Raw genomic sequence first — 24405 nt, forward strand, 5'->3', positions numbered from 1 at the left:
CTGCATCAGGGCGCTGGTGATCGATTGCCGGGCCGCGCCGCCGCCGAGAAAATCGCGCCGTCTTCGGGCCGTGGTTTCATCGTTGAAGATGGGCGGATGGCAGGGGTGCGCCACGAAGTAGACCAGGTCCGGCCGATCCGGCAGGTGGCCGGCGAAGGGCGCCGCGGCGTCCAGGGTCATCACCATCACGCCGGCGCGCAGCTTGGGCGAGATCTCGGCGGCGATCCTGCCGATCAGGGTATCGGGCACGGCCAGGATGACCACGTCCACGCCAAGTCGCAGCAGCTGCTGGACTTCGTGGGCATCGGCCAGTTCTCCAAGCGTACTGCGCGTCACCTCTCGTATGGCGACCAGCGGCGCTTGGAAATCGCCCGCGCCCTGGCCACCGAACCGCAACTGCTGGCGCTGGACGAACCGGCGGCCGGCATGAACGCCACCGAAAAATTGGCCTTGCGCGAATTGCTGGTGAAGATCCAAGCCGAAGGTAAAACCATCCTCTTGATCGAACACGATGTGAAGCTGATGATGGGCCTGTGCAATCGCATCACCGTGCTGGACTACGGCAAGCCCATTGCCGAAGGCGTACCGGCCGATGTGCAGAAGAACCCGGCCGTGATCGAAGCCTACCTGGGCGCCGGACATTAAGCGAGACCACAGAACATGACAACCAACATCCTCAAAGTCGAACAACTGAGCGTGGCCTATGGCGGCATCCAGGCCGTCAAGGGCATTGCGCTGGAAGTCAACGAAGGCGAACTGGTGACCTTGATCGGCGCCAACGGCGCCGGCAAGACCACCACCTTGAAAGCCATCACCGGGACGCTGCCCAGCAGCAAGGTAGACGGCCACGTGTACTACATGGGCAATCCCTTGAAGGGCAAGAAGTCCTTCGAACTGGTCAAGGACAAGCTGGCGATGGTGCCGGAAGGCCGTGGCGTCTTTACGCGCATGAGCATCCACGAAAACCTGCTGATGGGCGCCTACACCAGCAATGACAAGGGCCAGATCGCGGCCGACATCGACCGTTGGTTCGAGGTCTTCCCGCGGCTGAAGGAACGGGCGGCGCAGATGGCGGGTACCTTGTCGGGTGGCGAGCAGCAGATGCTGGCCATGGCGCGTGCGCTGATGAGCCATCCCAAGCTGCTGTTGCTGGATGAACCTTCGATGGGTCTGTCGCCGATCATGGTGGAGAAGATCTTTGAAGTGATCCGCAATGTGTCGGCGCAGGGCATCACCATCCTGCTGGTGGAACAGAACGCCAAGCTGGCGCTGGAGGCAGCGCATCGCGGTTACGTGATGGAGTCCGGTCTCATCACCATGAATGGCCAGGCCAAGCAGATGCTGGATGATCCGCGGGTCAAGGCGGCTTATCTGGGTGAGGGGTGATTTCTTCACTCCCGATCTCGTGAGAACGCCGCAACCGTATGGTTTGCGGCGTTTTTTTCATATCGGTCCGTGCAGGGCGTAGACCGGGACATGCCGATGAGGGGTGATGTCTGTGGAAAATAAAAAGGATAAAAAATAATTAATACCGAATTAAATGCGGATGAATTGCTTTAAATACAGAATTAATATTGGTGCATACCACATAAAATCCGCTTGCCCAATTCCTCCCGATTCTGATCCGCCTCCGACTCCAGACCATGACTACCGTCGCCTCCGCCGCGCCTGCGGCCATCGCTTCCAGCCTGCCTTTCGGCCTCTTCCAGACCGAGTTGCTGCCGGCCCCCAGCCCGCTGCGCGCGGCCATCACTGCCGCCTATCGCCGCGACGAGCGCGAGGCCGTGCAGTGGTTGTTGCAGCAGGTCCAGGGTGACTCAGCCTGGAAAGAGGCGACCCAGCAACTGGCCAAGAAGCTGGTGCAGCAGGTGCGCGAGAAGCGTACCCGCGCCTCCGGCGTGGATGCGTTGATGCATGAATTCTCGCTGTCCTCGGAAGAGGGCGTGGCCCTGATGTGCCTGGCCGAGGCGCTGCTGCGCATTCCCGACCGCCAGACCGCCGACCGCCTGATCGCCGACAAGATCAGCAAGGGCGATTGGCGCAAGCATCTGGGCGAGTCGCCCTCGCTGTTCGTCAACGCCGCCACCTGGGGCTTGCTCATCACCGGCAAGCTGGTCTCCACCAGCAGCGAAAGCGGCCTCACGCAAGCCATTACCCGCCTCATCGGCAAGGGTGGCGAGCCGCTCATCCGCAAGGGCGTGGACCTGGCCATGCGCATGTTGGGCAACCAGTTCGTGACCGGGCAGACCATCGACGAAGCGCTGGAAAACAGCCGTGACAACGAACAGCGCGGGTATCGCTATTCCTACGACATGCTGGGCGAAGCGGCGCTGACCATGCAGGATGCCGATGCCTATTACCAATCCTACGAACAAGCCATCCACGCTATCGGCCGTGCCTCCAATGGCCGCGGCATCAAGGATGGGCCGGGCATCTCGGTGAAGCTCTCGGCGCTGCATCCGCGCTATTCGCGCGCCCAACATGCGCGCGTGATGGGCGAGTTGCTGCCGCGCCTGAAGCAATTGCTGCTGCTGGCCAAGCAATACGACATCGGCTTGAACATCGATGCCGAAGAGGCCGACCGTCTGGAGCTGTCGCTGGACATGATGGAAGTGCTGGTGGCCGATCCTGACCTGGCTGGCTTCGAGGGCCTGGGCTTCGTGGTGCAGGGTTACCAGAAGCGCTGCCCCTTCGTGATCGACTATCTGGTGGATCTGGCGCGCCGTCATGGCCGACGCCTGATGATCCGCCTGGTCAAGGGCGCCTACTGGGATAGCGAAATCAAGCGGGCCCAGGTTGATGGCCTGGAAGGCTATCCGGTCTATACCCGCAAGGCGCACACTGACCTGTCCTACCTGAGCTGCGCGCAAAAGCTGCTGGCGGCAACCGACGTGATCTATCCGCAGTTCGCCACCCACAATGCGCATACGCTCTCGGCCATCTACCACTGGGCCCGTCAGCATCAGGTCGACAATTACGAATTCCAGTGCCTGCACGGCATGGGCGAGACCCTGTACGACCAGGTGGTCGGTGCCGACAAGCTGGGCAAGGCCTGCCGCATCTATGCACCGGTCGGCTCGCACCAGACCCTGTTGGCCTATCTGGTGCGCCGCCTGCTGGAAAATGGCGCCAACTCTTCCTTCGTCAACCAGATCGTCGATGAAGCCGTGCCGCTGGAGCGCCTGGTGGCCGATCCCATCGAGACCGTGCGCGCCCAGGGTGGCGTGCCGCATCCGGCTATCGCCTTGCCGCATCAACTGTATGGCCAGGAGCGCAAGAATTCGGCCGGTATCGATCTGTCCAATGAAGCGCGCCTGCAGCAGCTGGGCCAGTTGTTCGTTGCGATGGCCGACCAACAGTGGCAAGCCGCACCGCTGATCGTGGGCGAACTCGCTGCGCAGGAGGCCCAGACCGTGCGCAATCCGGCCGATCATCGCGAAGTGGTGGGCCAGGTCATCGAAGCCAGCGTGGCTGATGTCGATACCGCACTCGCGGCAGCGACTGCCTATGCGCCGCAATGGCAAGCCACGCCAGCCGCTGAACGCGCCGCCATGCTGGAACGCGCGGCCGACCTGGTCGAAGCGCATATCGCCGAACTGATGGCGCTGGCCGTGCGCGAAGCTGGCAAGTCATTGCCCAATGCGATTGCCGAGGTGCGCGAAGCCGTGGATTTCCTGCGTTACTACGCCGTTGCCTCGCGCCATGACGGCAATGTGCTGGCCTGGGGTCCGGTGGTGTGCATCAGTCCGTGGAATTTCCCGCTGGCCATCTTCATCGGTGAAGTCAGCGCGGCACTGGCCGCCGGCAACGTGGTGCTGGCCAAGCCGGCCGAGCAGACCGCCTTGATCGCCCATCGCGCCGTGCAACTGCTGCACGAAGCTGGCGTGCCGCGTGCAGCCCTGCAATTGCTGCCGGGCCGTGGCGAGACCGTGGGGGCGGCCCTGACTTCGGATGGGCGCGTCAAGGGCGTGATCTTCACCGGCTCTACCGAAGTGGCGCAACTGATCAATCGCACCCTGGCCCAGCGCAAGCATGACGATGGCGATGGCAGCGGTGAACATGGCGAGGTGCCGCTGATTGCCGAGACCGGTGGTCAGAATGCGTTGATCGTCGATTCCTCGGCCCTGGCTGAACAGGTGGTGCAGGACGTGCTCTCCTCGGCCTTCGACAGCGCCGGCCAGCGTTGTTCGGCGCTGCGCATCCTGTGCCTGCAGGAGGATATCGCAGACCGCACCCTGGAGATGTTGAAGGGCGCCATGGCGGAGTTGCGCGTGGGTCGTCCGGATCGCCTGTCCACCGACATCGGGCCGGTCATCGATGTCCAAGCGCGCGACAACCTATTGGCCCACATCGAGCACATGCGCGCCACCGCCCGCGCGGTACACCAATTGCCGCTGGGAGAAGAGTGCCAGCATGGCACCTTCGTCGCGCCGACCGTGATCGAGATCGATGATCTGGCACAGTTGCAGCGCGAAGTCTTCGGCCCGGTCCTGCACGTGCTGCGCTATCGCCGCGATGCGCTGCCGCAGTTGGTCGATGCCATCAATGCCACCGGTTATGGCCTGACCCTGGGCGTACATTCGCGCATCGATGAGACCATCGACTTCGTGGCCCAGCGCGCGCACGTGGGCAATATCTACGTCAACCGCAACATCGTCGGTGCCGTGGTGGGCGTGCAGCCCTTCGGTGGCGAAGGCAAGTCCGGCACTGGTCCCAAGGCCGGTGGTCCGCTCTATTTGAAGCGCCTGCAACGCAATGCGCAACTGCACGAGGAACTGACCCGTGCGCAACCTGCGCAAGTGCCCAATACGCTGCTGGACAGCCTGCTGGACTGGGCCCGTACCCATGGCCACGAACGCCTGGCCGCCAGCGGCCAGCGCTATCACCGCGACAGCCTCTGGCAACGCAGCCTGCTGCTGCCTGGCCCTACCGGCGAGCGCAATACCCTGGGCTTTGCCCCGCGCGGTCTGGTGCTGTGCGTGGCCGGTAGCGTCGGTACGCTATTGAATCAACTGGCGGCGGCCTTGGCCACCGGTAACACGGTGCTGGTCGATGAGGCGAGCGCCGCACTACTGCCGGCGGGCTTGCCGGCACCGGTGCGCACGGCCATCCGTCGTGCCAGCCAGATCGATGCCGAGCCGCTGCAGGCGGCGCTGGTGGACAGCCACCAGGCAGCTTCCTGGCGCGTGCGTTTGGCCGCTCGTGAGGGCGCGCTGGTGCCGCTGATCCTGTGCAGTGAAGACGGTGCCATTCCCTTGTGGCGTCTGCTGGCCGAGCGCGCGCTGTGCGTCAACACCACGGCCGCGGGTGGTAATGCCAGCCTGATGACCATTTCCGTGTAAGCACTCCCGCTCTGTGAGACGGGCGCCCTGGCCGACAAGCCAGGGCGCCCGTTTTTGTTGCAGGCGTACAATATCGGCCTCAATGGAGGCGGCCGGGTCGCATGACTTGCAATCCGGCTGGCCAGCCCCATCTCGGCAGGAACGCGGACACGGCACGCCGGTCTGCAGCTCCCAGGCACATATTGAACAGAGGCAAGCATGGAACAATTTCACGGCACCACCATCCTTTCCGTCCGTCGCGGCAATCAGGTCGCGCTGGGCGGCGACGGCCAGGTGACGCTTGGCAACATCGTCATGAAGGGCAGTGCGCGCAAGGTACGCAAGCTCTACCACGGCAAGGTTCTGGTCGGTTTCGCCGGCGGCACGGCCGATGCCTTCACCCTGCTCGACCTGTTCGAAGCCAAGCTGGAAAAGCACCAGGGCAACCTGATGCGGGCTTCGGTGGAGCTGGCCAAGGATTGGCGCACCGACCGCATGTTGCGGCGCCTGGAGGCGATGCTCTTGTGCGCCGACAAGGAGACCACCCTGGTCATCACCGGCAACGGCGACGTGCTCGAACCCAATGACGGTATTGGCGCTATCGGCTCCGGTGGCAGCTATGCGCAATCGGCGGCCAAGGCCCTGTACGACAACACCGACCTGGCGCCGGCCGACATCGTCAAGAAATCCCTGACCATCGCCGGCGAGCTGTGCATCTACACCAACCTGAACCACATCATCGAGACGCTGGAATAAGCCACGCGCAGCCACTTTTGCGCTCATTCCCCTGATGAATCGTCACAGCGAAAAGATCACCACCATGAATATGACCCCCAAGGAAATCGTCTCCGAACTCGACAAGCACGTCGTCGGCCAAGCCCGCGCCAAGCGTGCAGTAGCCATCGCCCTGCGCAACCGCTGGCGCCGGCAGCAGATCGAGGAGCCGCTGCGCCATGAGATCACGCCCAAGAACATCCTCATGATCGGCCCCACCGGCGTGGGCAAGACCGAGATTGCACGGCGCCTGGCCAAGCTGGCCGATGCGCCCTTCATCAAGATCGAAGCCACCAAGTTCACCGAAGTGGGTTACGTGGGGCGCGATGTGGATACCATCATTCGCGACCTGGTCGATATCGGCATCAAGCAGACGCGTGAACTGGAAACCCGCAAGGTCCGCACCCGCGCCGAGGATGCCGCCGAGGACCGCATCCTGGACGTGCTGCTGCCACCGGCACGCGATTTCGGTTTCACCCCCGATGGCAGCCATGCCGGCGGCGAGAAGGACGACAAGAACACCACCCGCCAGACCTTCCGCAAGCGCCTGCGCGAAGGGGCGCTGGATGATCGCGAGATCGAACTGGAACTGAATGACGCCGCGCCGTCGATGGAAATCATGGCGCCTCCCGGTATGGAAGAAATGACCGAGCAGATCAAGTCCATGTTCTCGGGCCTAGGCAACCAGCGCAAGAAGGCGCGCAAGATCAAGATCAAGGAAGCCATGAAGCTCTTGATCGAGGAAGAAGCCGCCAAGCTGGTCAACGAGGAAGAACTGAAGCAGAAAGCCATTGCCAACGTGGAGCAGAACGGCATCGTCTTCCTCGATGAGATCGACAAGATCGCCACCCGTTCGCAGAACGGCAATGCCGATGTCTCGCGCGCCGGCGTGCAGCGCGACCTGCTGCCGCTGGTGGAAGGCACCACCGTCAATACCAAGTACGGCATGATCAAGACCGATCACATTCTCTTCATTGCCTCGGGTGCTTTCCATTTGTCCAAGCCGTCGGACCTGATCCCCGAATTGCAGGGGCGCTTCCCGATCCGCGTCGAACTGGATTCGCTGTCCATTGCCGACTTCGAGCGCATCCTGACCGGTACCGATGCCTGCCTCACCAAGCAATACGAGGCGCTGCTGGCTACCGAAGGGGTCAAGATCGAGTTCGCCGACAGCGGCATCAAGCGTCTGGCCGAGATTTCGCACACGGTCAATGAAAAGACCGAGAACATCGGTGCGCGTCGTCTCTATACGGTGATGGAAAAGCTGCTGGAAGAGATTTCCTTCACGGCCGGAGAAGCCGGCGTGGAGGGGTTGGCAATCGATGCCGACTATGTCAACGAACGCCTGGGTGAACTGGCCGTGGACGAAGACATGTCGCGCTATGTGCTGTAATTGAAGCATTGCGTGCAAGCGAGGAGGATGCGATGGCCAACAAGACCTTGGGAACGCGGCAGAAGCTGAGCTTTCGCGTGGAGCCATCGCAATCCCGACCGCGCAATCCGGTGGCCGTAGCGGCCCAGCAGCGCGCAGGCGGGGCGGGACCGCATCGCAAGAATGCCTCGGCACAACGGCAGCAATTGAAGTCGGAGCTGTTGAAGAAGCTGGTCGGTGGCGACAAGGATGAGTGAGACCCACGCCTCTACAGGTGATTCACCTAGTGCGAGCAAGATGTTTCAAAATGTTAGGATTTGATGAAAGCGCCGGTAGAGATACCGGCGCTTTTTCCTTGATACAGGCTCTTGACGGGGCAGGGCAAGGCAAGGGTCGGGCAAAGTGGCGATAAAAAAATACAACAATTGCCATTTCAATCTTTCGCTCCCGTCTAAAAAATGACTTCTATCGACCAAGGTGCAGTCATGCGCGACCAGAAGCATTAATGTTTGCCCATCCGACTGCAAGTGCGGATCCTCAAGACTATTTTTAGAGAAGGACGTCACATGAAAAAATCTCTGCTGGCACTCGCCGTTCTGGGCGCGTTCGCAGGCGCAGCACATGCGCAAAGCTCCGTCACGATCTACGGTATCGTCGATACCGGTGTTGTCTACCAAAGCAAGGTTGCCACCGCTGCTGGCGGCACCGGCACCAAGTTCAGCCTGAACTCGGGCATCATCCAGGGTTCGCGTATCGGTTTCAAGGGTGTTGAAGATCTGGGCGGCGGTCTGTCGGCCGTGTTCAACCTGGAAGCTGGCTTCGCCAACGACACCGGCGCTCTGGACGATTCCAAGACCAGCAACACCCTGTTCCGTCGCAAGTCGGTGGTGGGTCTGGCTGGTGGCTTCGGTACCGTGCTGCTGGGTCGTCAAACCGACTTCGCTGACACCATCTCCGCCTACACCGCTGTGAACGACTTCGGTGGCTGGGTCAGCAACTCCGGCTCCGGTCTGGATCGCCTGCAAGGCACCCGTACCAACAACTCCATCAGCTACACCACGGCTAACCTGAACGGCTTCACCGGTAACCTGATGTATGGCTTCGGCGAAACCGCTGGCCAAACCTCGGCTGGTCAATCTTTCGGCGTCGGCGGCAAGTACGACAACGGTCCGCTGGGTCTGGGTATCAACTACTACCAGTCCAAGGCTGGTTCGACCGCGTCTGACACCTCTCTGCTGGGCGCTTCCGGTGCCAGCAGCGTGGGTACCACCAGCACCCTGGCTGGTGACACCGCACAGAAGGTCCTGAACGTGGCAGCTTCCTACCAGTTCGGTCCTGCCCGTGTGTACGGTAACTACTCGCGCGTCAAGCAAGACCTCAACACCCAGGCTAACCTGACCGCCATTGGCGTCGGTTCGCTGACCTCGCTGACCAACCGTACCTTGGCCCGTTCCAACAAGGCTGACATCTATGAAATCGGTACCGCTTACTCCCTGAGCCCCTCGCTCAAGCTGCTGGCGGCTGTTGATCACACCCGTGCCAACTTCGACGGCGTGACCAACAAGACCAAGCTGACCCAAGTCAGCCTGGGTACTGACTACTGGCTGTCCAAGCGCACCGACCTGTATGCCTTCCTGGCTTACACCAAGGCTAGCGACATGGCTAACCCGGGCGTCTCCGACAGCACCGGTACCGATGGCAACCAAGGCGCTGTCGCCGTGGGTATCCGTCACAAGTTCTAATGTGATTTGCACTGCTTGACCTTCGCGGGTCAAGCAAGCTGATGCACAACAGAGCAGGAAGAAGCGCCGCATGAGGTTCATGCGGCGCTTTTTTCATGCGTGCTTCTTTTTTGCATTTTGTTAGATTTTGTAACGTGTTCTGATCTCGTGCAGGTCGTCAAAAAAAGGAGAAATAATATTCTTCGCGTTGCACTCGGGTTCAGCATAGAGAGCTTTCCCTTGGCCAATAGGAGAGCTCATTTTTGGCATTGCGAAAAGCTCGCTTTCCAGTCGCAAAAACATCTTGAAATGCGCTCTGGTAGCGGATCTTGATGACTGTAAAGAAAGCGTAATAAGGCTCCAGGATCGCGCACTTTTGCGCAGCGCACTGCTCTAATGGCAGCCACACTTTCGATGCGCGCAGAGCTGAAGCTCTTCAATGACATGCGCATCGTATCGCTCCCCCACGGACTGGCGAGGCTGCATCAAATTCTAAGGTTTTGATGCTCATCGGACCGACGCAGCTTGCTGCGCCGGAGGGACAGTCTTTGTCCGCAGATTCTGGCTGCGGACCTGCAACGAAAGGAAACGACATGGCGACAAGAGAAGAGCTGGCAGTCATCAAGGCCGCCCGCGCCGGTGAATCGCGTGCGCAATTGGCCCTGGGCCGGCGCTACCTCAACGGCGGCAGCGGCCTGCCGCGCAGCAAGGGTACGGCGTTCTACTGGCTGCGACGTGCTGCGCAGCAGGGTGTCGATGACGCCTGGATGATCATCGGCCGCAACATCACCTACGAACAAGTCAAGGAGTTGTCTCCCCCCCAGGAAGCAGCAGTGTGGTACGAGAAGGCCTTTGAGGCCGGCGTGCCGCAAGCCGGTCTGATCTTCGCGCGCCTGGTGCTGGACCATAGTGAGCAGTTCGACAGCAATGCCCATGCCCGTGCCATTGCGGCGCTGTCGCTGCTGGCCAGCCGTGACGACCACCAGGCCCAGTGGCTGCTGGCACAGCAGATGCAGCGCCACGGCCAACCGGTGGTGCCGGGGGTGGCCGGCTCGGCAGTGGAAGAGCGCTTGATGCAGGAAGCCGCTCGCGCCGGCATCGAACAGGCGCAATACGCCTTGCTCGACAAGGCTTGGCAGCAAGGCCAGAGCGAGGCCTTCGCACGTGGCGCGGCGCCATTGGTGGCGCGCCTCTTTGAGCGCAACAGTGGCGCGCTGGCGCAACTGGACAAGGATGCCGACGCCACCGGCCTGGTGCAGCTGAGCGCCGAAGAAGCCACGCTGCTGCTGCGCTACGGACAATGGCTGGCACGTGCACAGACGCCCGAGCTGACCCAACTGATGCGCTTGTTCGAACTGGCGGCGGTGGCGGGCGAGGTCGAAGCGCGGCTGGAGCTGGGACTGCTATGCGCCAAGATCGACCGTGCCGGCAATCGGGTCTTCATGGAACAGGGTCTGGCCAATTTCAAGAAGGCGCTGCACTGGCTGGTGCTGGCCGGCGAGGGCGGTTCGGCGCTGGCCTGGCACGCGCTGGCGCGCATCTATTCGCGTTCCATCTATTCGCAGCGCAATCTGCAGGTGGCGCAGCAATACCTGGAAAAGGCTGCCGAAGCCGGCCTGGTCGAGGCGCAAAGCGAACTGGCCCAGATCTTCTGGCGCAATCGTCGTGACGACCCCATGCATGACGTCAAGGCGCTGTACTGGTGGCAGCAGGCGGCCGCCCAAGGGGATGCGGCAGCGCTGGCTGCCTTGCAGCCCTTCACGGTCGAGCAACAGGCACAAGCTTGGGCCCAGCAGGCGCACGCCCAGCTCAGCGACAAGCTGCGCAACAGCAGTCCCTTCCTCAGTGCCCGCATCGAACTGGCTGCCATCTTCGGCCTGACCAAGCCGGAGGCGCTGCTCATCGACATCAAGCAAGCCGACTACGGCCACTGCCTGGTGGTGGATATCTGCGCGCATCACGCCCGCAGCAAGCGGCGCTTGATCGCGGTGCAGAGTGAAGCGCAACGGGCGGCCATCAATCGCGTCAGCCGCCTGTTCGGCGATGTCGATTGCGGCTTCAGTGGGCCGGAAGGCAATTACCGGCAGCGCCAGTATCGCCTGCGTACCGCCTTCCCTGAGGTGGCGTAGGACGCGCCGTTAGTGCTGGCGTAGCACATCCTCGCCATCGGGGCCGCCATTCGGCCCGGCCTGGCCAAAGGAATACAGCTCGTAGCTGGTGCCATCCTCATCGGCACCATATTGGTAGGAGTTGCCCCAAGGGTCGCGCGGCAGGCGGTCGACGTAGCCGCCGATCTGCCAGTTGCCCGGCACGGGCGCGCGCGTGGGCTTGATCACCAGCGCCAGCAAGCCTTGTGCGGCGCTGGGATAGCGCCCGTTATCCTGGCGGTAGCGTTCCAGGCCGGCGGCGATGGCTTGCATGTCCTTTTCGGCAGCCAGCGCCTGCGGGCTATGGTCGTGGTTGAAACGCGCCACCAAGGGCGGTACCAGCAAGGCGGCCGCCACTGCCAGCACGGTCAGCACCAGGATCCAGCGCAGTCGCGCCAGGCCGCGCTGCAGGAACAAGAAGGCAGGATGTCGCCGCGAGGGCAAAAGAGAACGGCGCATGAATGCTGCTGGTTGATTGATTCAACGGTAGAGGTGTCAAAGTCGCAAGTATAAGCGCGATAAGCGCGCCGACGCACCGGATGGCGATCCGGCGCGCACACGCAGACCTTGACTCAGGCTTGCAGGGTCACCGGCACGCCGGCCTGGCTGCTGACCACTTCTGACAAGGTGGCGTACAGTTCACTGCCGTCGCGGGTGTTGAGCCAGTGGCGACCGTCATACTTGTAGTGGAAACCGCCCGAGCGCGCAGCCAGCCACATTTCCTGCATGGGGGCCTGGCTGTTGATGATGATCTTGGAGCCGTTTTCCACGCATTCGATTTCCAGCACATTGCCGCTGCGGCTGCATTCCACGTCCAGGTCGCTGGCATCGCAGGCGTCTTCCAGGGCCGTCTCGATGGCGTTGAGGGTGGCGTCAGCCAGGTCCAGGAATTCCGATTCGGTCATGCTACACTCCAAGGCATTCTAAGATTTTGATGTAATCCGACATTTTATCGTGAAGTCACACTATTCTCCCGCCCGTTGTGCAGCTTCCCTGGCGCTGTGCGCCGCCGTCCTGGTACTGGCCGGCTGCGGCCAGAAAGGCCCGCTGTACATGCCCAAGGTGCCGCCGGATCCCTTCGTGCGCACCCAGCCGGCCCAACCGGCGCAGGCGGCGCCTGCGGCAGACGCCCCCGCCGATGAAAAGGCCGATGGCGTGACAGCCACCCCGCGGGACGCCGACTCGCCCAAACGATGATGCCAGGCTGAAACAAAGTACGCCGTATAACGGCCGGTCCCAGCAATGACGCCGACCGTGCCGGATTTCCCAACAGCACTGAATTTTCCGGATCTCCATGTCCCACTTTTCCTATCGCAACGGCGCCTTGCACGCCGAACAGGTTTCCTTGCAGGCGTTGGCCGAACAGTTCGGTACGCCCCTCTACGTCTATTCCAAGGCGGCCCTGGTAGAAAGCTTCTCGGCCTATGCCAACGCCTGCCGCACTGCCGGCCGCGCCGATGGCGCCAAGGGAGGGGCGCTGGTGTGCTATTCGGTCAAGTCCAATTCCAACCTGGCGGTATTGAATCTGCTGGGCAAGCTGGGATCGGGCTTCGATATCGTATCCGCTGGCGAACTGCTGCGTGTGGTAGCCGCCGGTGGCGACGCGCGCAAGGTGATCTTCTCGGGCGTGGGCAAGGGCCGCGATGAAATGAAGCTGGCGCTGGAACATGACATTCTGTGCTTCAACGTCGAATCCATCCCGGAAGTGGCGCGCCTGAACGAAGTGGCCGGCGCCCTGGGCAAGCGCGCGCGCATCTCGCTGCGGGTGAATCCCAACGTGGATGCCAAGACCCATCCCTACATTTCCACGGGCCTGAAGGAAAACAAGTTCGGCGTGGCCTATGAAGATGCACTGAACTGCTACCGCACCGCTGCGGCATTGCCCCACATCGAAGTGGTCGGCATCGATTGCCACATCGGCTCGCAGCTACTGGATGACTCGCCATTGCTGGAAGCCCTGGACAAGATCATCGACATGGTCGATGCACTGGAAGCCGAAGGCATCCCCATCCACCATCTCGACATCGGTGGCGGCATCGGCATCCGTTACGACGATGAGCAACCGGTCGCCATCGACCACTACCTGGCACGCGTGTTCGCCCGCGTCGATGCCTGGCGTGCCAAGAAATACGATGGTCGCCCGATCCAGGTGATGTTCGAGCCGGGCCGCTCGGTGGTCGGTAATGCCGGCCTGCTGCTCACCGAGGTGCAATACCTCAAGCATGGTGAAGAAAAGAACTTCGCCGTAGTCGATGCTGCCATGAACGATTTGATGCGCCCGGCCATGTACGAAGCCTGGCATGGCGTCCAGACAGTGAAGGAAAACGCCGGCCAGCCCCGCATCTACGATGTCGTCGGCCCGGTATGTGAATCCGGCGACTGGCTGGCCCGCGCGCGCGAACTGGCCATCGAAGAAGGCGATCTGCTGGCGCTGATGTCGGCCGGCGCCTATGGCATGACCATGGCCTCCAACTACAACACCCGCGGCCGCGCTGCCGAAGTGCTGGTCGATGGCCAGCAGGCACACCTGGTCCGTGCCCGTGAAAACCCGGCTGACTTGTTCGCACTCGAAAAGATCGTCGACTGAGGCATATTGTTGATTGTTTGATCAGCGGCAGCCCCGGCAACGCGGCTGCCGTTTATTTTTGGATATCACTTCTTAATTGCCCGGCAACACGCGGCGGGTCGGGATTGCAGAAATTTTTTGCAGAGCCGCATTTTTGTTTTGCCTTTCGGAAATTTGGGCGCAAAATAGCCGTCCGTCCAAAAACAAACGATTCATCACAACTGCCTGAGGCGCGCCGCTGCGCCACCCGAGACCAGGCACAGCAGCACGGGACGCGAGGGAGAACACCATGGCTACCGGGAGGGTGGTCGGTAGTGCTAGACAGGGGAATTCCATGCAAGTCTTGGAACGCACAGGGGAAGATCGCGACAGACGCGCGGCCAGCGATGCCATCGCGCGCGCCAGCCACATCAGCAGCAGTGTCCAGGCCGAGGCCCATGGGCTGCCACGCACTGCGCAGATGAGCGCCGACGAGCTTGAAGTGCAAGCTTCGCACATTACTGCGGCGGCCGTGGCCGCCGCCGCCGTGACAGCAGCGGTGGCCACCTCGGCGGCTACGGCCAGCCTGCCCTATGGCGATGAGCCGGCAACCACCCCATCAGCGACCGCGGCCCAGGACGTGCCGCAGGCCGAGGCCAGTCCCCAGGTTGTCAGCCGGGGTCCGCGTGGTCCCCGCGAGCCGGCCCCGATCCAGGTGTCCACCCGTCGCGCCTTGCTGGTGTCGCTGTTGACCCTGGTCATCATCGGCCTGGCCGTCTGGGCCGCGGCCCAGTGGCCGCAGCGCTCCTTGAAGCCGGTGTTGCCGCAATTGCCGGCACAGTCCACCGCCGCCACCGATGCGACGCCGTCCGCAGAGCCGGCCAGCAGCCAAGCCGCTCCCGGACCGGAGGTGATCGCCGAGTTGCAGCAGGAAGCCGAACAGAAAGCCAACCTGCTGAGCCAGAAACGGGCCGCTGCCGAGGCCCGCCATCGCCGCGAGGATGCCGCCCTGGCCCTGCGCGAACAGCGCCGCCGGGAAGCCGAGGCGCAACTGGCCAATGCCCGCGCCAAGGCCGAGCGCGCCCAAGCCGCGCTGCCGCAGCCGGAAGTGGTGCAGGTGGTGCCGGCGCCCTCGCTGGCCGAGCAGGTCAAGCAATGCAGCACCCTGTCGCTGTTTGCCCGTGAAAGCTGCCTGTGGAAACTGTGCGACGGCCAGTGGGGCAAGAACGGCTGCCCCTCCTACGAGCACAGCAACGAAGGCGCCTGAGCCGCCCCACGCTCCAGTATGTCCAGTATTGCCTTCGCGCCGCCGCTCCTGGCCGCGCAAGCCCCTCTTCATTGCCCGCTGATTCCCTGACGAAATCCTGACTCCCACCCCCTGCGGGCGGGAGCAATTCTTGCTTGCAGAACGCTTGATCGACGCTGTGCCGCCGGCGCGGCTGTGGCCCGGCAGCGACAGATGAAAAGTCTTGCCGCAAGCGGCTTTGCGCACGGTAGTTGCCGCTATAATGCGCGTTTTTCTCACCACCCCCCTGCAAGGAAAAGGCATGAATGCACTGCTCTGGTTCGTCGTCCTCTATTGGGTCATCTCGGTCGGCATCGGCCTGTATGCCACCCGCTATGTCAAGAGTTCGAAGGACTACGCCGTGGCCGGCCGCGCGCTGCCCATGTCGGTGGTGACGGCTACCGTCTTTGCCACCTGGTTCGGTTCGGAAGCGGTGCTGGGGGTGTCCTCCACCTTCCTCAAGGATGGCCTGGGCGGCATCGTGGCCGATCCTTTCGGTTCTTCCCTGTGCCTGATCCTGGTCGGTGTTTTCTTCGCCAAGCGCCTGTACCGGATGAATCTTCTGACCATCGGTGACTACTACAAGAAGCGTTTCGGCCGGGCTGCCGAAATGCTGGTCACCATCTGCATCGTCATTTCCTACCTGGGCTGGGTGGCGGCGCAGATCAAGGCGCTGGGGCTGGTGTTCAATGTCGTCTCGGGCGGCTACATCCCCATGCACTGGGGCATGATCATCGGCGCTGGCAGCGTGCTCATCTATACCTTGATGGGTGGCATGTGGGCCGTGGCCATTACCGACTTCCTGCAGATGATCATCGTGGTGGTCGGGATGCTGTATATCGGATATGAAGTTTCCGGCATGGTCGGCGGCCCCGGCGTGGTGATCGCGCACGCGGCCGAGGCCGGCAAGTTCAACTTCTGGCCGGCGGCTGAACTGAAGGACGTGCTGTGGTTCTTTGCCGCCTGGATCACCATGATGCTGGGCTCGATCCCGCAGCAGGACGTGTTCCAGCGCGTGATGTCTTCCAAGAATGAAAAGGTGGCCCGCAACGCCTCGGTGCTGGGTGGCGTGATCTATTTCTTCTTCGTCTTCATCCCGATCTTCCTGGCCTATTCGGCCACGCTGATCGACCCGGCCATGGTCTCGCGCCTGCTGGAAACCGATTCGCAACTGGTCCTGCCCACCCTCATCATGGAAAAGATGCCGGTGTTCGCCCAGGTGATGTTCTTCGGCGCCTTGCTGTCGGCCATCAAGAGCTGCGCCAGCGCCACCCTGCTGGCGCCCTCGGTGACCTTCACCGAAAACGTGCTCAAGGAAATCCGCCCCTGGAAGAACGACCGCGAATTCCTGTTCTCGATGCGCGCCGTGGTGCTGCTCTTTACCGTGGGCGTGACCTCGCTGGCCCTGAACAGCCAATCCAGCATCTATGAAATGGTCGAGAACGCCTACAAGGTCACGCTGGTGGCGGCCTTCGTGCCGCTGGCCTTCGGGGTCTACTGGCAGCGCGCCACCCGCCAGGGAGCCTTGATGGCCATGGTGCTGGGCCTGGTGTCCTGGATCACGCTGGAATACGTGGCCCCGGACGGCCTGTGGCCGCCGCAACTGGCCGGTCTGCTGTTCTCCATCGGCGGCATGGTGGTCGGCTCCCTCATGCCGCAGGTGCTGGCCCCGGTGCCGCCCATGGTGGCGGTGCCCGCCGAGGGCAGCGTACAGTCCTGACCCCTCTTGCCTGATTGAAACGGTCGCCCGGCCTTGCCGCGCGGCCGTTTCGTCTTTTTGGGGATGGCGCCAGAACTGCTGGGCCAAGTGCTGTCAAAGCAATTCCAACGCCCGGGTTTTCGAAGTTATTCGATATTTAATTGACAATAATTCGAGATCAAGCCGGAACTTATTTGCTTTCCATCAACCTGAAATGGCATGACTGAGCACACTCGCCCCTACGATGTGTCTGCGGATGCATTGTTTCTGGATTTCGACGGCACCTTGGTCGACCTGGCGCCCCAGCCTGAGGAGATCGTGGTACCGCCGGAGCTGATCACGCTCCTGCAGCGCATCCAGCAAGAATCGGACGGCGCGCTGGCCATCGTCAGCGGTCGCCCCCTCGATCAACTGGACTTCTTCCTGGCCCCGCTGCGCCTGCCGGCTGCCGGTGTGCATGGCGCCGAGCGCCGCACGGCCGATGGCCGCATCCTGCAGCAGCCGGTGCCGGACGTGCATCACCTGCGCGAGCGCCTGTTGCCGCTGGTGGAGTCGCATCCCGGCCTGCAACTGGAGCTCAAACGCGGCGCCCTGGCTCTGCATTACCGCCACGCCGCCCATCTGGAGCAGCGCTGCGTCGAGACCATGATGGACGCGCTGCGCCATGAACCCGGCTTCACCCTGCTGCACGGCAAGATGGTGGTGGAAGCCAAACCGCACATCAACAAGGGCGATGCCGTCGCCGCCTTCCTGCATGAAGCACCGTTCCGGGGGCGCCGTCCGGTCTTCATTGGCGACGACGTGACCGACGAAGCCGGTTTTGCCATTGCCCAGGGGGAAGTCTTCGGCGGACTCGGCATCAAGATCGGTGCCGGCCCCAGCCAGGCTCTGCAACGCCTGGCTGATCCAGCCGCCGTATTGAACCTGCTGCGCCAGAGTGTGGAGGTGCGCAGCACCTCTGGATAGCCGTCGTACCGGCATGTTTGCCGGCCCGCAGCACATCGCCTTCCATCAAGAAATCTGACCCACAGAACAGAGCACGAGGAACCATGAGCCAGCCCAGCCCCGACCCCCAGCAAGAAGCACAACCGCAGCCGCATTCGCAGACCCAGCATTCGGAACAACCGCACCTGGCCGCCCAGGCCCACGACCTGCCCTCGACCTCTTCGCTGGAGCTGGGCGTGATCGGCAATTGCGCCTTCTCGGCGCTGGTGGACAAGATGGGCCGCATCGTCTGGTGCTGCCTGCCGCGCTTCGATGGCGACCCGGTCTTCAATGCCCTGCTCGACCCCACCGACAATGGCGCGCTGTGGTCTTTCCAGTTGGAGAATTTTTCCCACAGCGAGCAGTGGTACGAGCCCAATACCGCCGTGCTGCGCACCCGTCTCTACGATACGCTGGGGCAGGGCATCGAGATCACCGACCTGGCACCGCGCTTCCAGAGCCGTGGTCGTTTCTTCCGCCCGCTGCAACTGGTGCGCCGCATCCATCCGCTGTCGGGTGCGCCACGGATGCGCGTGGTGCTGCGTCCCAAGTTCGACTGGGGCCGCGAAGAACCGCTGCAGACACGCGGCAGCAACCATATCCGCTATGTCGGCCAGGAGCAGACCCTGCGGCTGAACACCGATGCACCCATCAGCTACATCGTCGGCGAGACCGCCTTCGTGGTCAGCCGGCCCTACAACTTCATCCTCGGCCCGGATGAAACCCTGCACGGCGGCATCAACGACACCGCCCGCGACTTCGAGCAGGAAACCACCGCCTACTGGCGCAACTGGAGCCGCGCCCTGGCCACCCCGCTGGAGTGGCAGGATGCCGTGATCCGTGCCGCCATCACGCTGAAATTGTCGGTGTATGAAGATACGGGCGCCATCATCGCCGCCATGACCACCAGCGTGCCCGAAGCACCGGGCAGCCAGCGCAACTGGGACTATCGTTATTGCTGGCTGCGTGATGCTTTCTTCGTGGTACGCGCACTCAACAGTCTGTCCGAACTGGGCACTATGGAAGACTACCTGCGCTGGCTGACCAACGTGGTGGTGCGTTCCGGCGGCGGCCACGTGCAGCCCTTGTACGGTATCGGCCTGGAAGAAGCGCTGCCCGAACAGATCCTGGACCACCTGCCAGGCTACCAGCACCACCAGCCGGTGCGGGTGGGCAACCAGGCTTATGAACACTTCCAGCATGACGTCTACGGCAACATCGTGCTGGGCGCGGCGCAGGCCTTCCACGACATGCGCCTGCACCATCGCGCCGGGGCCGAGCATTTCCAGCATCTGGAAGCCGTGGGTGAGCGCGCCTACGAGGTCTACCACCAGCCCGATGCCGGCATGTGGGAGCTGCGTACCCGCTCGCGCATCCATACGTCGTCGGCGCTGATGAGCTGGGCCGCCTGTGACCGCCTGGCCAAGATCGCCGCCCGCGTCGACCTGCCCGAACGCGCCCGCTACTGGGGCGACCGCGCCAAGGAAATCGGCGACCGCATCTTGACCGAAGCCTGGAACGAGCAACGCCAGGCCTATGCCGAAAGTTTCGGCGGGCGCGACCTCGATGCCAGCGTGTTGCTGATGGTGGAAGTGGGCCTGATTGCACCCACCGACAAGCGCTTCATATCGACCGTGGAAGCGCTGGAAAAGTCGCTCTGCGACGGCCCCTACATGCGCCGCTACGAAGCCCCGGACGACTTCGGTCGCCCCGAGACCGCCTTCAACATCTGCACCTTCTGGCGCATCGATGCATTGGCGCGCATCGGCCGCAAGGAGCAGGCGCGCGAGATCTTCCAGGCCATGCTCGATGCCCGCAACCACCTGGGTCTTTTGTCCGAGGATACGCACCCGGTCACGCGCCAGATGTGGGGCAACTTCCCGCAGACCTATTCGATGGTGGGCATCATCAACTGTGCGATGCGCTTGTCGGCTTCGTGGGAGGCGGTGATCTGATGGGTAGACTGGTCGTTGTTTCCAATCGTCTCGCCGACCCGCGCAAGCCGGCTGCCGGTGGCCTGGCCGTAGCCCTGGGCGAGACCCTGAAGAAGACCGGCGGACTGTGGTTCGGCTGGAGCGGCAAGGTGGTCGAGGATGGCACGCCTGGCGAGGGCGAGCTGCGCGTCAACCAGGCCGGCCCCGTGACCCTGGCCGAGCTGGACCTGTCCCAGGAAGACCATGACGCCTACTACCGCGGCTATGCCAATGGCGTGCTGTGGCCGGTGTTCCACTATCGCCTCGACCTGGCGCATTTCGAAGCCGGCCACCTGGGCGGCTATCGCCGGGTGAACCAGCTCTTCGCGCGCAAATTATTCCCCTTGTTGAAGCGCGATGACATCGTCTGGATCCACGATTACCACCTCATCCCCCTGGCCGCCGAACTGCGCGCCATGGGCTGCGAGGCGCGCATCGGCTTCTTCCTGCATATCCCGCTGCCGCCGCCACCGATCCTGACCGCCATTCCCTCGCATGAATGGCTCATGCGCGCCTTGTTTGCCTACGATCTGGTGGGCTTCCAGAACCACGCCGACCTGCAGCACTTCGCCCAGTACGTGCAAGCCGAAGCCACCGCCGAGCCGGTCGGACCCAACCAGTTCCGCGCCTTCAACCGTACCGTTCATGCCAATGCCTTCCCCATCGGCATCGACGTGGTCGAATTCCAGCGCCTGGGCCAGGCCAAGGAAGCGCGCGATACCTATGAAAGCACCAAGGCCGAGTATTCGCGCCGGCGTCTGTTGATCGGGGTCGACCGGCTGGATTATTCCAAGGGCTTGCCGCAGCGCATCCGCGCCTTCCGCGAACTGCTGCGCCTGTACCCGGAAAACCGCCACAGCGCCACCTTGCTGCAGATCGCCTCGCCCAGCCGCGAAGACGTGGAAGCCTACGGCGACATCCAGCGCGAGCTGGAAAGCCTGTGCGGCTCCATCAACGGTGACTTCGGCGACTTCGACTGGATGCCGATCCGCTACATCCACCGCACCGTGGCGCGCCGTCGCCTGCCGGGTTTGTACCGCGCCTGCGCGGTGGCGCTGGTGACGCCGCTACGCGATGGCATGAACCTGGTGGCCAAGGAATTCGTCGCCGCCCAAGATGAGGACGACCCCGGCGTGCTGGTGCTGTCGCGCTTTGCGGGCGCGGCCGAGCAGATGAAAGCCGCGCTCATCATCAATCCCTACGACACCCACGGCACCGCCCAGGTGATCCAGCAAGCCTTGCAGATGTCGCCATCCGAACGGCGCGAACGCCATGCTGCCCTGATGGACAATATCCGCCGCTTCGACGTCCATTGGTGGTGTCGTGAATTTTTGGACACCTTGCGCAGCAGCCGCGCCGCCCCGGTGGACAGTTGAGGGGGGGGGGCGTCGAAGGCAGGTGAAGAAACTTTCCATGATGCAAAGTTTTTGGGCGCGCCGCCCTCCATGTCGTCGCGCCAGCGCATCGCCCTTGTCCCCAGGTTCGGTAAAACTCCGCCAAAAGCCTTTATAATTCAGGGTTTTGGAAGTTTTTTGCGGAGTTAGTCATGCCCATTTACGCGTATCGCTGCGAAGCGTGTGGTTTTGCCAAGGATGTCTTGCAGAAGATCTCTGACGATGCGTTGACCGTTTGCCCCTCCTGCCACAAGGACAGCTTCAGGAAGCAGTTGACTGCGGCCGGCTTCCAGTTGAAGGGTTCGGGCTGGTACGTGACCGATTTCCGGGGCAACGGCAGCGGCACGGCCAACAGCAAGGGCGCCAACGGCACCGGTATAGCTGGTGCTGCCGACGCCCCCGCTGCCGCCGAACCTGCCGCCGCTGCCCCAGCCGCTGCTGCAAGCGCACCGGCGCCGGCAGCCGCCCCCGCTCCTGCGGCGGCACCCTCCACCCCCAGCGCAAGCTAACGAGGTTTCCCTTCCCCCATGCGCAAATACTTCATCACGGGTCTGCTGATCCTGGTTCCCCTGGCCATCACCTTATGGGTGCTGAACCTGATCATCAGTACCATGGACCAGTCGCTGCTGCTGCTGCCCGAGGCCTGGCGGCCGGCGCACTGGCTGGGCCACAACATCCCCGGCCTGGGGGCGATCATGACGCTGTTGATCGTGTTCCTCACGGGCTTGGCCGCGCGCAACTTCATCGGCCGCCGCCTGGTGCTGCTGTGGGAAGGCCTGCTGACCCGCATTCCGGTGGTGAAGTCGATCTATTCCAGCGTCAAGCAGGTCTCCGATACGCTGTTCTCGCCCTCCGGCAATGCTTTCCGCAAGGCGGTGCTGATCCAGTACCCGCGCCAGGGTTCCTGGACCATCGCCTTCCTGACCGGCGCGCCGGGCGGTGAGGTCAAGCACCACCTGCAGGGTGACTTCATCAGCGTGTACGTGCCCACCACCCCCAACCCGACTTCCGGTTTCTTCTTGATGCTGCCGCGTGCCGATGCCATCGAGCTCGACATGACGGTGGATGCAGCCCTGAAGTACATCGTCTCCATGGGCGTGGTCGCCCCCGAGATGGTCACCGACAAGAAGATCATCACCGACGCGGCGGCGCCGAAGAATTGACGGGGCGGCCGGCGTCTTGCCCGGCCAGCCCCACCTTCGCCCTTAGCGTCTTCTCTTTCGAATCCAACAAGAACACTGTCAACGGAATCACAACCATGTCCATGCGAACCCAATACTGTGGCCTCACTACCGAGGCACTGCTCGGCCAAACCGTTAGCCTGTGCGGCTGGGTGCACCGTCGCCGCGATCACGGCGGCGTGATCTTCATCGACCTGCGCGACCGCGAAGGTCTGGTCCAGGTGGTCTGCGACCCGGATCGCGCCGATGTCTTCAAGAACGCCGAATCGGTGCGCAACGAATTCTGCCTGCGCATCACCGGTCTGGTGCGCAACCGCCCGGAAGGCACCACCAACGCCAACCTGAAGTCGGGCAAGATCGAAGTGCTGTGCCACGAACTGGAAGTGCTGAACCCGTCGGTGACGCCGCCGTTCCAGCTGGATGACGACAGCCTGTCCGAAACCACCCGCCTGACCCACCGCGTGCTGGACCTGCGCCGTCCGCAGATGCAGAACAACCTGCGCCTGCGCTACAAGGTCGCCATGGAAGTGCGCAAGTTCCTGGATGCGCAAGGCTTCATCGACATCGAAACCCCGATGCTGACCAAGTCCACCCCGGAAGGCGCGCGCGACTACCTGGTGCCCTCGCGCGTGAACGCCGGTGAATTCTTCGCCCTGCCGCAATCGCCACAGTTGTTCAAGCAGCTGCTGATGGTGGCCAACTTCGACCGCTACTATCAGATCACCAAGTGCTTCCGCGACGAAGACCTGCGTGCCGACCGTCAGCCCGAATTCACCCAGATCGACTGCGAAACCTCCTTCCTCAACGAACAGGAAATCCGTGACCTGTTCGAAGGCATGATCCGCCTGGTCTTCAAGAACGCGCTGGATATCGACCTGCCGAACCCGTTCCCGGTGATGGACTTCGCCACTGCCATGGGCATGTATGGTTCGGACAAGCCGGACATGCGCGTCAAGCTCGAATTCACCGAACTGACCGACGTCATGAAGGACGTCGACTTCAAGGTCTTCTCGGGTGCTGCCAACAGCGAAGGCGGCCGCGTGGTGGGCCTGCGCGTGCCGGGCGGTGCAGAAATGCCGCGTTCGGAAATCGACGCCTACACCCAGTTCGTCGCCATCTACGGCGCCAAGGGTCTGGCCTACATCAAGGTCAATGAAAAGGCCAAGGGCCGTGACGGCCTGCAATCGCCCATCGTCAAGAACATCCACGATGCCGCCCTGAACGCCATCCTGGAAAAGACCGGCGCGCAAGACGGCGACCTGATCTTCTTCGGCGCCGACAAGGCCAAGGTGGTCAACGATGCCATCGGCGCGCTGCGCGTGAAGATCGGCCACAGCGAATTCGGCAAGAAGAACGGCCTGTTCGATGACGAATGGCGTCCGCTGTGGGTGGTTGACTTCCCCATGTTCGAATACGACGAAGACGGCCAGCGCTGGGTTGCCCTGCACCACCCGTTCACCTCGCCCAAGGATGGCCACGAAGACTTCATCTCGACCAACCCGGGTGCGGCCATCGCCAAGGCCTACGACATGGTGTTGAACGGTTGGGAACTGGGCGGCGGCTCGGTCCGTATCCACCGCGCCGACGTCCAGAGCAAGGTGTTCCGCGCCCTGAAGATCGATGACGAAGAAGCCCGCCTGAAGTTCGGCTTCCTGCTGGACGCCCTGCAATACGGCGCGCCCCCGCACGGCGGCATCGCCTTCGGCCTGGACCGTCTGGTCACCATGATGGCCGGCGCCGAATCGATTCGCGACGTGATCGCCTTCCCCAAGACCCAGCGCGCCCAGTGCCTGCTGACCCATGCGCCGTCGGAAGTGGACGAGAAGCAGTTGCGCGAGCTGCATATCCGCCTGCGCAATACTGAGCCGGCAGTGAAGGCCTGATCGCTTTATCGAGTTTTTCGATAAGCCCATCGAAAAAGCGCGTGCCGAAATGCACGCGCTTTTTTTATGCTCGTCAGCACATCGAGCAAGCTGCTCTGAGAAGACGCCGTCCCGATACAATGGAGC

Annotated in this window: 19 protein-coding genes and 2 pseudogenes; 18 read left to right on the top strand and 3 right to left on the bottom strand. The window is 62.7% G+C overall.

The annotated features are described in order from the left end of the window. Positions 1 to 312, bottom strand: a pseudogene (locus I5W_RS02475) (hypothetical protein); the annotation flags it as partial. Between I5W_RS02475 and I5W_RS02480 the strand changes: the two are divergent. The 8 genes and pseudogenes from I5W_RS02480 to I5W_RS02515 form a co-directional block, all read left to right on the top strand. Further along, positions 283 to 645, top strand: a pseudogene (locus tag I5W_RS02480) (ATP-binding cassette domain-containing protein); the annotation flags it as partial. The pseudogenes I5W_RS02475 and I5W_RS02480 sit on opposite strands and share 30 nt — an antisense overlap. Positions 646 to 660: 15 nt before the next feature. Continuing rightward, positions 661 to 1386 carry an ABC transporter ATP-binding protein gene (locus I5W_RS02485; protein ID WP_044528045.1) on the top strand — a complete coding sequence of 242 codons (726 nt, stop codon included), beginning with the start codon at positions 661 to 663 and terminating at the stop codon, positions 1384 to 1386. 257 nt (positions 1387 to 1643) lie between these two features. Then, positions 1644 to 5342, top strand: coding sequence for a trifunctional transcriptional regulator/proline dehydrogenase/L-glutamate gamma-semialdehyde dehydrogenase (gene putA / locus I5W_RS02490; protein ID WP_044528046.1), 3699 nt, complete (start codon positions 1644 to 1646; stop codon positions 5340 to 5342). A 198-nt stretch (positions 5343 to 5540) separates the two neighbouring features. After that, positions 5541 to 6077, top strand: coding sequence for an ATP-dependent protease subunit HslV (gene hslV / locus I5W_RS02495; RefSeq protein ID WP_017451826.1), 537 nt, complete (start codon positions 5541 to 5543; stop codon positions 6075 to 6077). A 64-nt stretch (positions 6078 to 6141) separates the two neighbouring features. Beyond that, complete coding sequence (gene hslU / locus I5W_RS02500) at positions 6142 to 7488, top strand: ATP-dependent protease ATPase subunit HslU (protein ID WP_044528061.1); 1347 nt, start codon at positions 6142 to 6144, stop codon at positions 7486 to 7488. Between the two features lie 32 nt (positions 7489 to 7520). Beyond that, on the top strand, positions 7521 to 7724 hold the full coding sequence (locus tag I5W_RS02505) for a hypothetical protein (protein ID WP_017451828.1): 204 nt from the start codon (positions 7521 to 7523) through the stop codon (positions 7722 to 7724). 309 nt (positions 7725 to 8033) lie between these two features. Then, positions 8034 to 9209 carry a porin gene (locus tag I5W_RS02510; RefSeq protein WP_044528047.1) on the top strand — a complete coding sequence of 392 codons (1176 nt, stop codon included), beginning with the start codon at positions 8034 to 8036 and terminating at the stop codon, positions 9207 to 9209. Between the two features lie 572 nt (positions 9210 to 9781). Continuing rightward, complete coding sequence (locus tag I5W_RS02515; RefSeq protein WP_044528048.1) at positions 9782 to 11317, top strand: tetratricopeptide repeat protein; 1536 nt, start codon at positions 9782 to 9784, stop codon at positions 11315 to 11317. Between the two features lie 9 nt (positions 11318 to 11326). Here the strand turns inward: I5W_RS02515 and gspG are convergent, their stop codons facing one another. Together gspG and cyaY are read right to left on the bottom strand one after the other, a co-directional pair. After that, positions 11327 to 11794, bottom strand: coding sequence for a type II secretion system major pseudopilin GspG (gspG, locus tag I5W_RS02520; protein ID WP_044528049.1), 468 nt, complete (start codon positions 11792 to 11794; stop codon positions 11327 to 11329). A gap of 113 nt (positions 11795 to 11907) precedes the next feature. After that, on the bottom strand, positions 11908 to 12240 hold the full coding sequence (gene cyaY / locus I5W_RS02525; RefSeq protein WP_017451832.1) for an iron donor protein CyaY: 333 nt from the start codon (positions 12238 to 12240) through the stop codon (positions 11908 to 11910). Positions 12241 to 12289: 49 nt separating this feature from the next. Here cyaY and lptM point away from each other — a divergent pair, with 49 nt between their 5' ends. From lptM to aspS, 10 genes are all read left to right on the top strand, one after another. Beyond that, positions 12290 to 12532, top strand: coding sequence for an LPS translocon maturation chaperone LptM (gene lptM / locus I5W_RS02530; RefSeq protein WP_017451833.1), 243 nt, complete (start codon positions 12290 to 12292; stop codon positions 12530 to 12532). Positions 12533 to 12629: 97 nt separating this feature from the next. Next, entirely contained in the window at positions 12630 to 13922 is a 1293-nt protein-coding gene (gene lysA, locus I5W_RS02535; RefSeq protein ID WP_017451834.1) for a diaminopimelate decarboxylase, read from the top strand. Positions 13923 to 14235: 313 nt separating this feature from the next. After that, a complete protein-coding gene (locus I5W_RS02540; protein ID WP_044528050.1) occupies positions 14236 to 15147 on the top strand; it encodes a hypothetical protein in 912 nt (303 codons plus the stop codon). A gap of 280 nt (positions 15148 to 15427) precedes the next feature. Then, complete coding sequence (locus I5W_RS02545; protein ID WP_044528051.1) at positions 15428 to 16885, top strand: sodium:solute symporter family protein; 1458 nt, start codon at positions 15428 to 15430, stop codon at positions 16883 to 16885. A 198-nt stretch (positions 16886 to 17083) separates the two neighbouring features. Further along, complete coding sequence (otsB, locus tag I5W_RS02550; RefSeq protein WP_044528052.1) at positions 17084 to 17830, top strand: trehalose-phosphatase; 747 nt, start codon at positions 17084 to 17086, stop codon at positions 17828 to 17830. Between the two features lie 83 nt (positions 17831 to 17913). Beyond that, the gene (locus I5W_RS02555) at positions 17914 to 19803 is read left to right on the top strand and encodes a glycoside hydrolase family 15 protein (protein WP_044528053.1); all 1890 of its coding nucleotides are present in this window, start codon (positions 17914 to 17916) and stop codon (positions 19801 to 19803) included. Continuing rightward, entirely contained in the window at positions 19803 to 21197 is a 1395-nt protein-coding gene (gene otsA / locus I5W_RS02560) for an alpha,alpha-trehalose-phosphate synthase (UDP-forming) (RefSeq protein ID WP_044528054.1), read from the top strand. The genes I5W_RS02555 and otsA overlap by 1 nt, the downstream gene beginning before the upstream one ends. Before the next feature lie 170 nt (positions 21198 to 21367). Further along, positions 21368 to 21724: an FmdB family zinc ribbon protein gene (locus I5W_RS02565; RefSeq protein ID WP_017451840.1), complete on the top strand. Its 357-nt coding sequence runs from the start codon at positions 21368 to 21370 to the stop codon at positions 21722 to 21724. Between the two features lie 18 nt (positions 21725 to 21742). Continuing rightward, entirely contained in the window at positions 21743 to 22378 is a 636-nt protein-coding gene (locus I5W_RS02570; RefSeq protein WP_017451841.1) for a DUF502 domain-containing protein, read from the top strand. 95 nt (positions 22379 to 22473) lie between these two features. Next, a complete protein-coding gene (aspS, locus tag I5W_RS02575; protein ID WP_044528055.1) occupies positions 22474 to 24279 on the top strand; it encodes an aspartate--tRNA ligase in 1806 nt (601 codons plus the stop codon). Positions 24280 to 24405 lie beyond the last annotated feature (126 nt).

Source organism: Herbaspirillum sp. B65 (genome assembly GCF_000333555.1).
In the GTDB taxonomy this organism is placed as follows: Bacteria; Pseudomonadota; Gammaproteobacteria; order Burkholderiales; family Burkholderiaceae_D; genus Herbaspirillum; species Herbaspirillum rubrisubalbicans.

Bases quoted from the DNA above. Each gene is read 5' to 3' on its own strand.
- I5W_RS02485 (WP_044528045.1), top strand. From the start codon at position 661: ATGACAACCAACATCCTCAAAGTCGAACAACTGAGCGTGGCCTATGGC.
- putA (WP_044528046.1), top strand. From the start codon at position 1,644: ATGACTACCGTCGCCTCCGCCGCGCCTGCGGCCATCGCTTCCAGCCTG.
- hslV (WP_017451826.1), top strand. From the start codon at position 5,541: ATGGAACAATTTCACGGCACCACCATCCTTTCCGTCCGTCGCGGCAAT.
- hslU (WP_044528061.1), top strand. From the start codon at position 6,142: ATGAATATGACCCCCAAGGAAATCGTCTCCGAACTCGACAAGCACGTC.
- I5W_RS02505 (WP_017451828.1), top strand. From the start codon at position 7,521: ATGGCCAACAAGACCTTGGGAACGCGGCAGAAGCTGAGCTTTCGCGTG.
- I5W_RS02510 (WP_044528047.1), top strand. From the start codon at position 8,034: ATGAAAAAATCTCTGCTGGCACTCGCCGTTCTGGGCGCGTTCGCAGGC.
- I5W_RS02515 (WP_044528048.1), top strand. From the start codon at position 9,782: ATGGCGACAAGAGAAGAGCTGGCAGTCATCAAGGCCGCCCGCGCCGGT.
- gspG (WP_044528049.1), bottom strand. From the start codon at position 11,794: ATGCGCCGTTCTCTTTTGCCCTCGCGGCGACATCCTGCCTTCTTGTTC.
- cyaY (WP_017451832.1), bottom strand. From the start codon at position 12,240: ATGACCGAATCGGAATTCCTGGACCTGGCTGACGCCACCCTCAACGCC.
- lysA (WP_017451834.1), top strand. From the start codon at position 12,630: ATGTCCCACTTTTCCTATCGCAACGGCGCCTTGCACGCCGAACAGGTT.
- I5W_RS02540 (WP_044528050.1), top strand. From the start codon at position 14,236: ATGCAAGTCTTGGAACGCACAGGGGAAGATCGCGACAGACGCGCGGCC.
- I5W_RS02545 (WP_044528051.1), top strand. From the start codon at position 15,428: ATGAATGCACTGCTCTGGTTCGTCGTCCTCTATTGGGTCATCTCGGTC.
- otsB (WP_044528052.1), top strand. From the start codon at position 17,084: ATGACTGAGCACACTCGCCCCTACGATGTGTCTGCGGATGCATTGTTT.
- I5W_RS02555 (WP_044528053.1), top strand. From the start codon at position 17,914: ATGAGCCAGCCCAGCCCCGACCCCCAGCAAGAAGCACAACCGCAGCCG.
- otsA (WP_044528054.1), top strand. From the start codon at position 19,803: ATGGGTAGACTGGTCGTTGTTTCCAATCGTCTCGCCGACCCGCGCAAG.
- I5W_RS02565 (WP_017451840.1), top strand. From the start codon at position 21,368: ATGCCCATTTACGCGTATCGCTGCGAAGCGTGTGGTTTTGCCAAGGAT.
- I5W_RS02570 (WP_017451841.1), top strand. From the start codon at position 21,743: ATGCGCAAATACTTCATCACGGGTCTGCTGATCCTGGTTCCCCTGGCC.
- aspS (WP_044528055.1), top strand. From the start codon at position 22,474: ATGTCCATGCGAACCCAATACTGTGGCCTCACTACCGAGGCACTGCTC.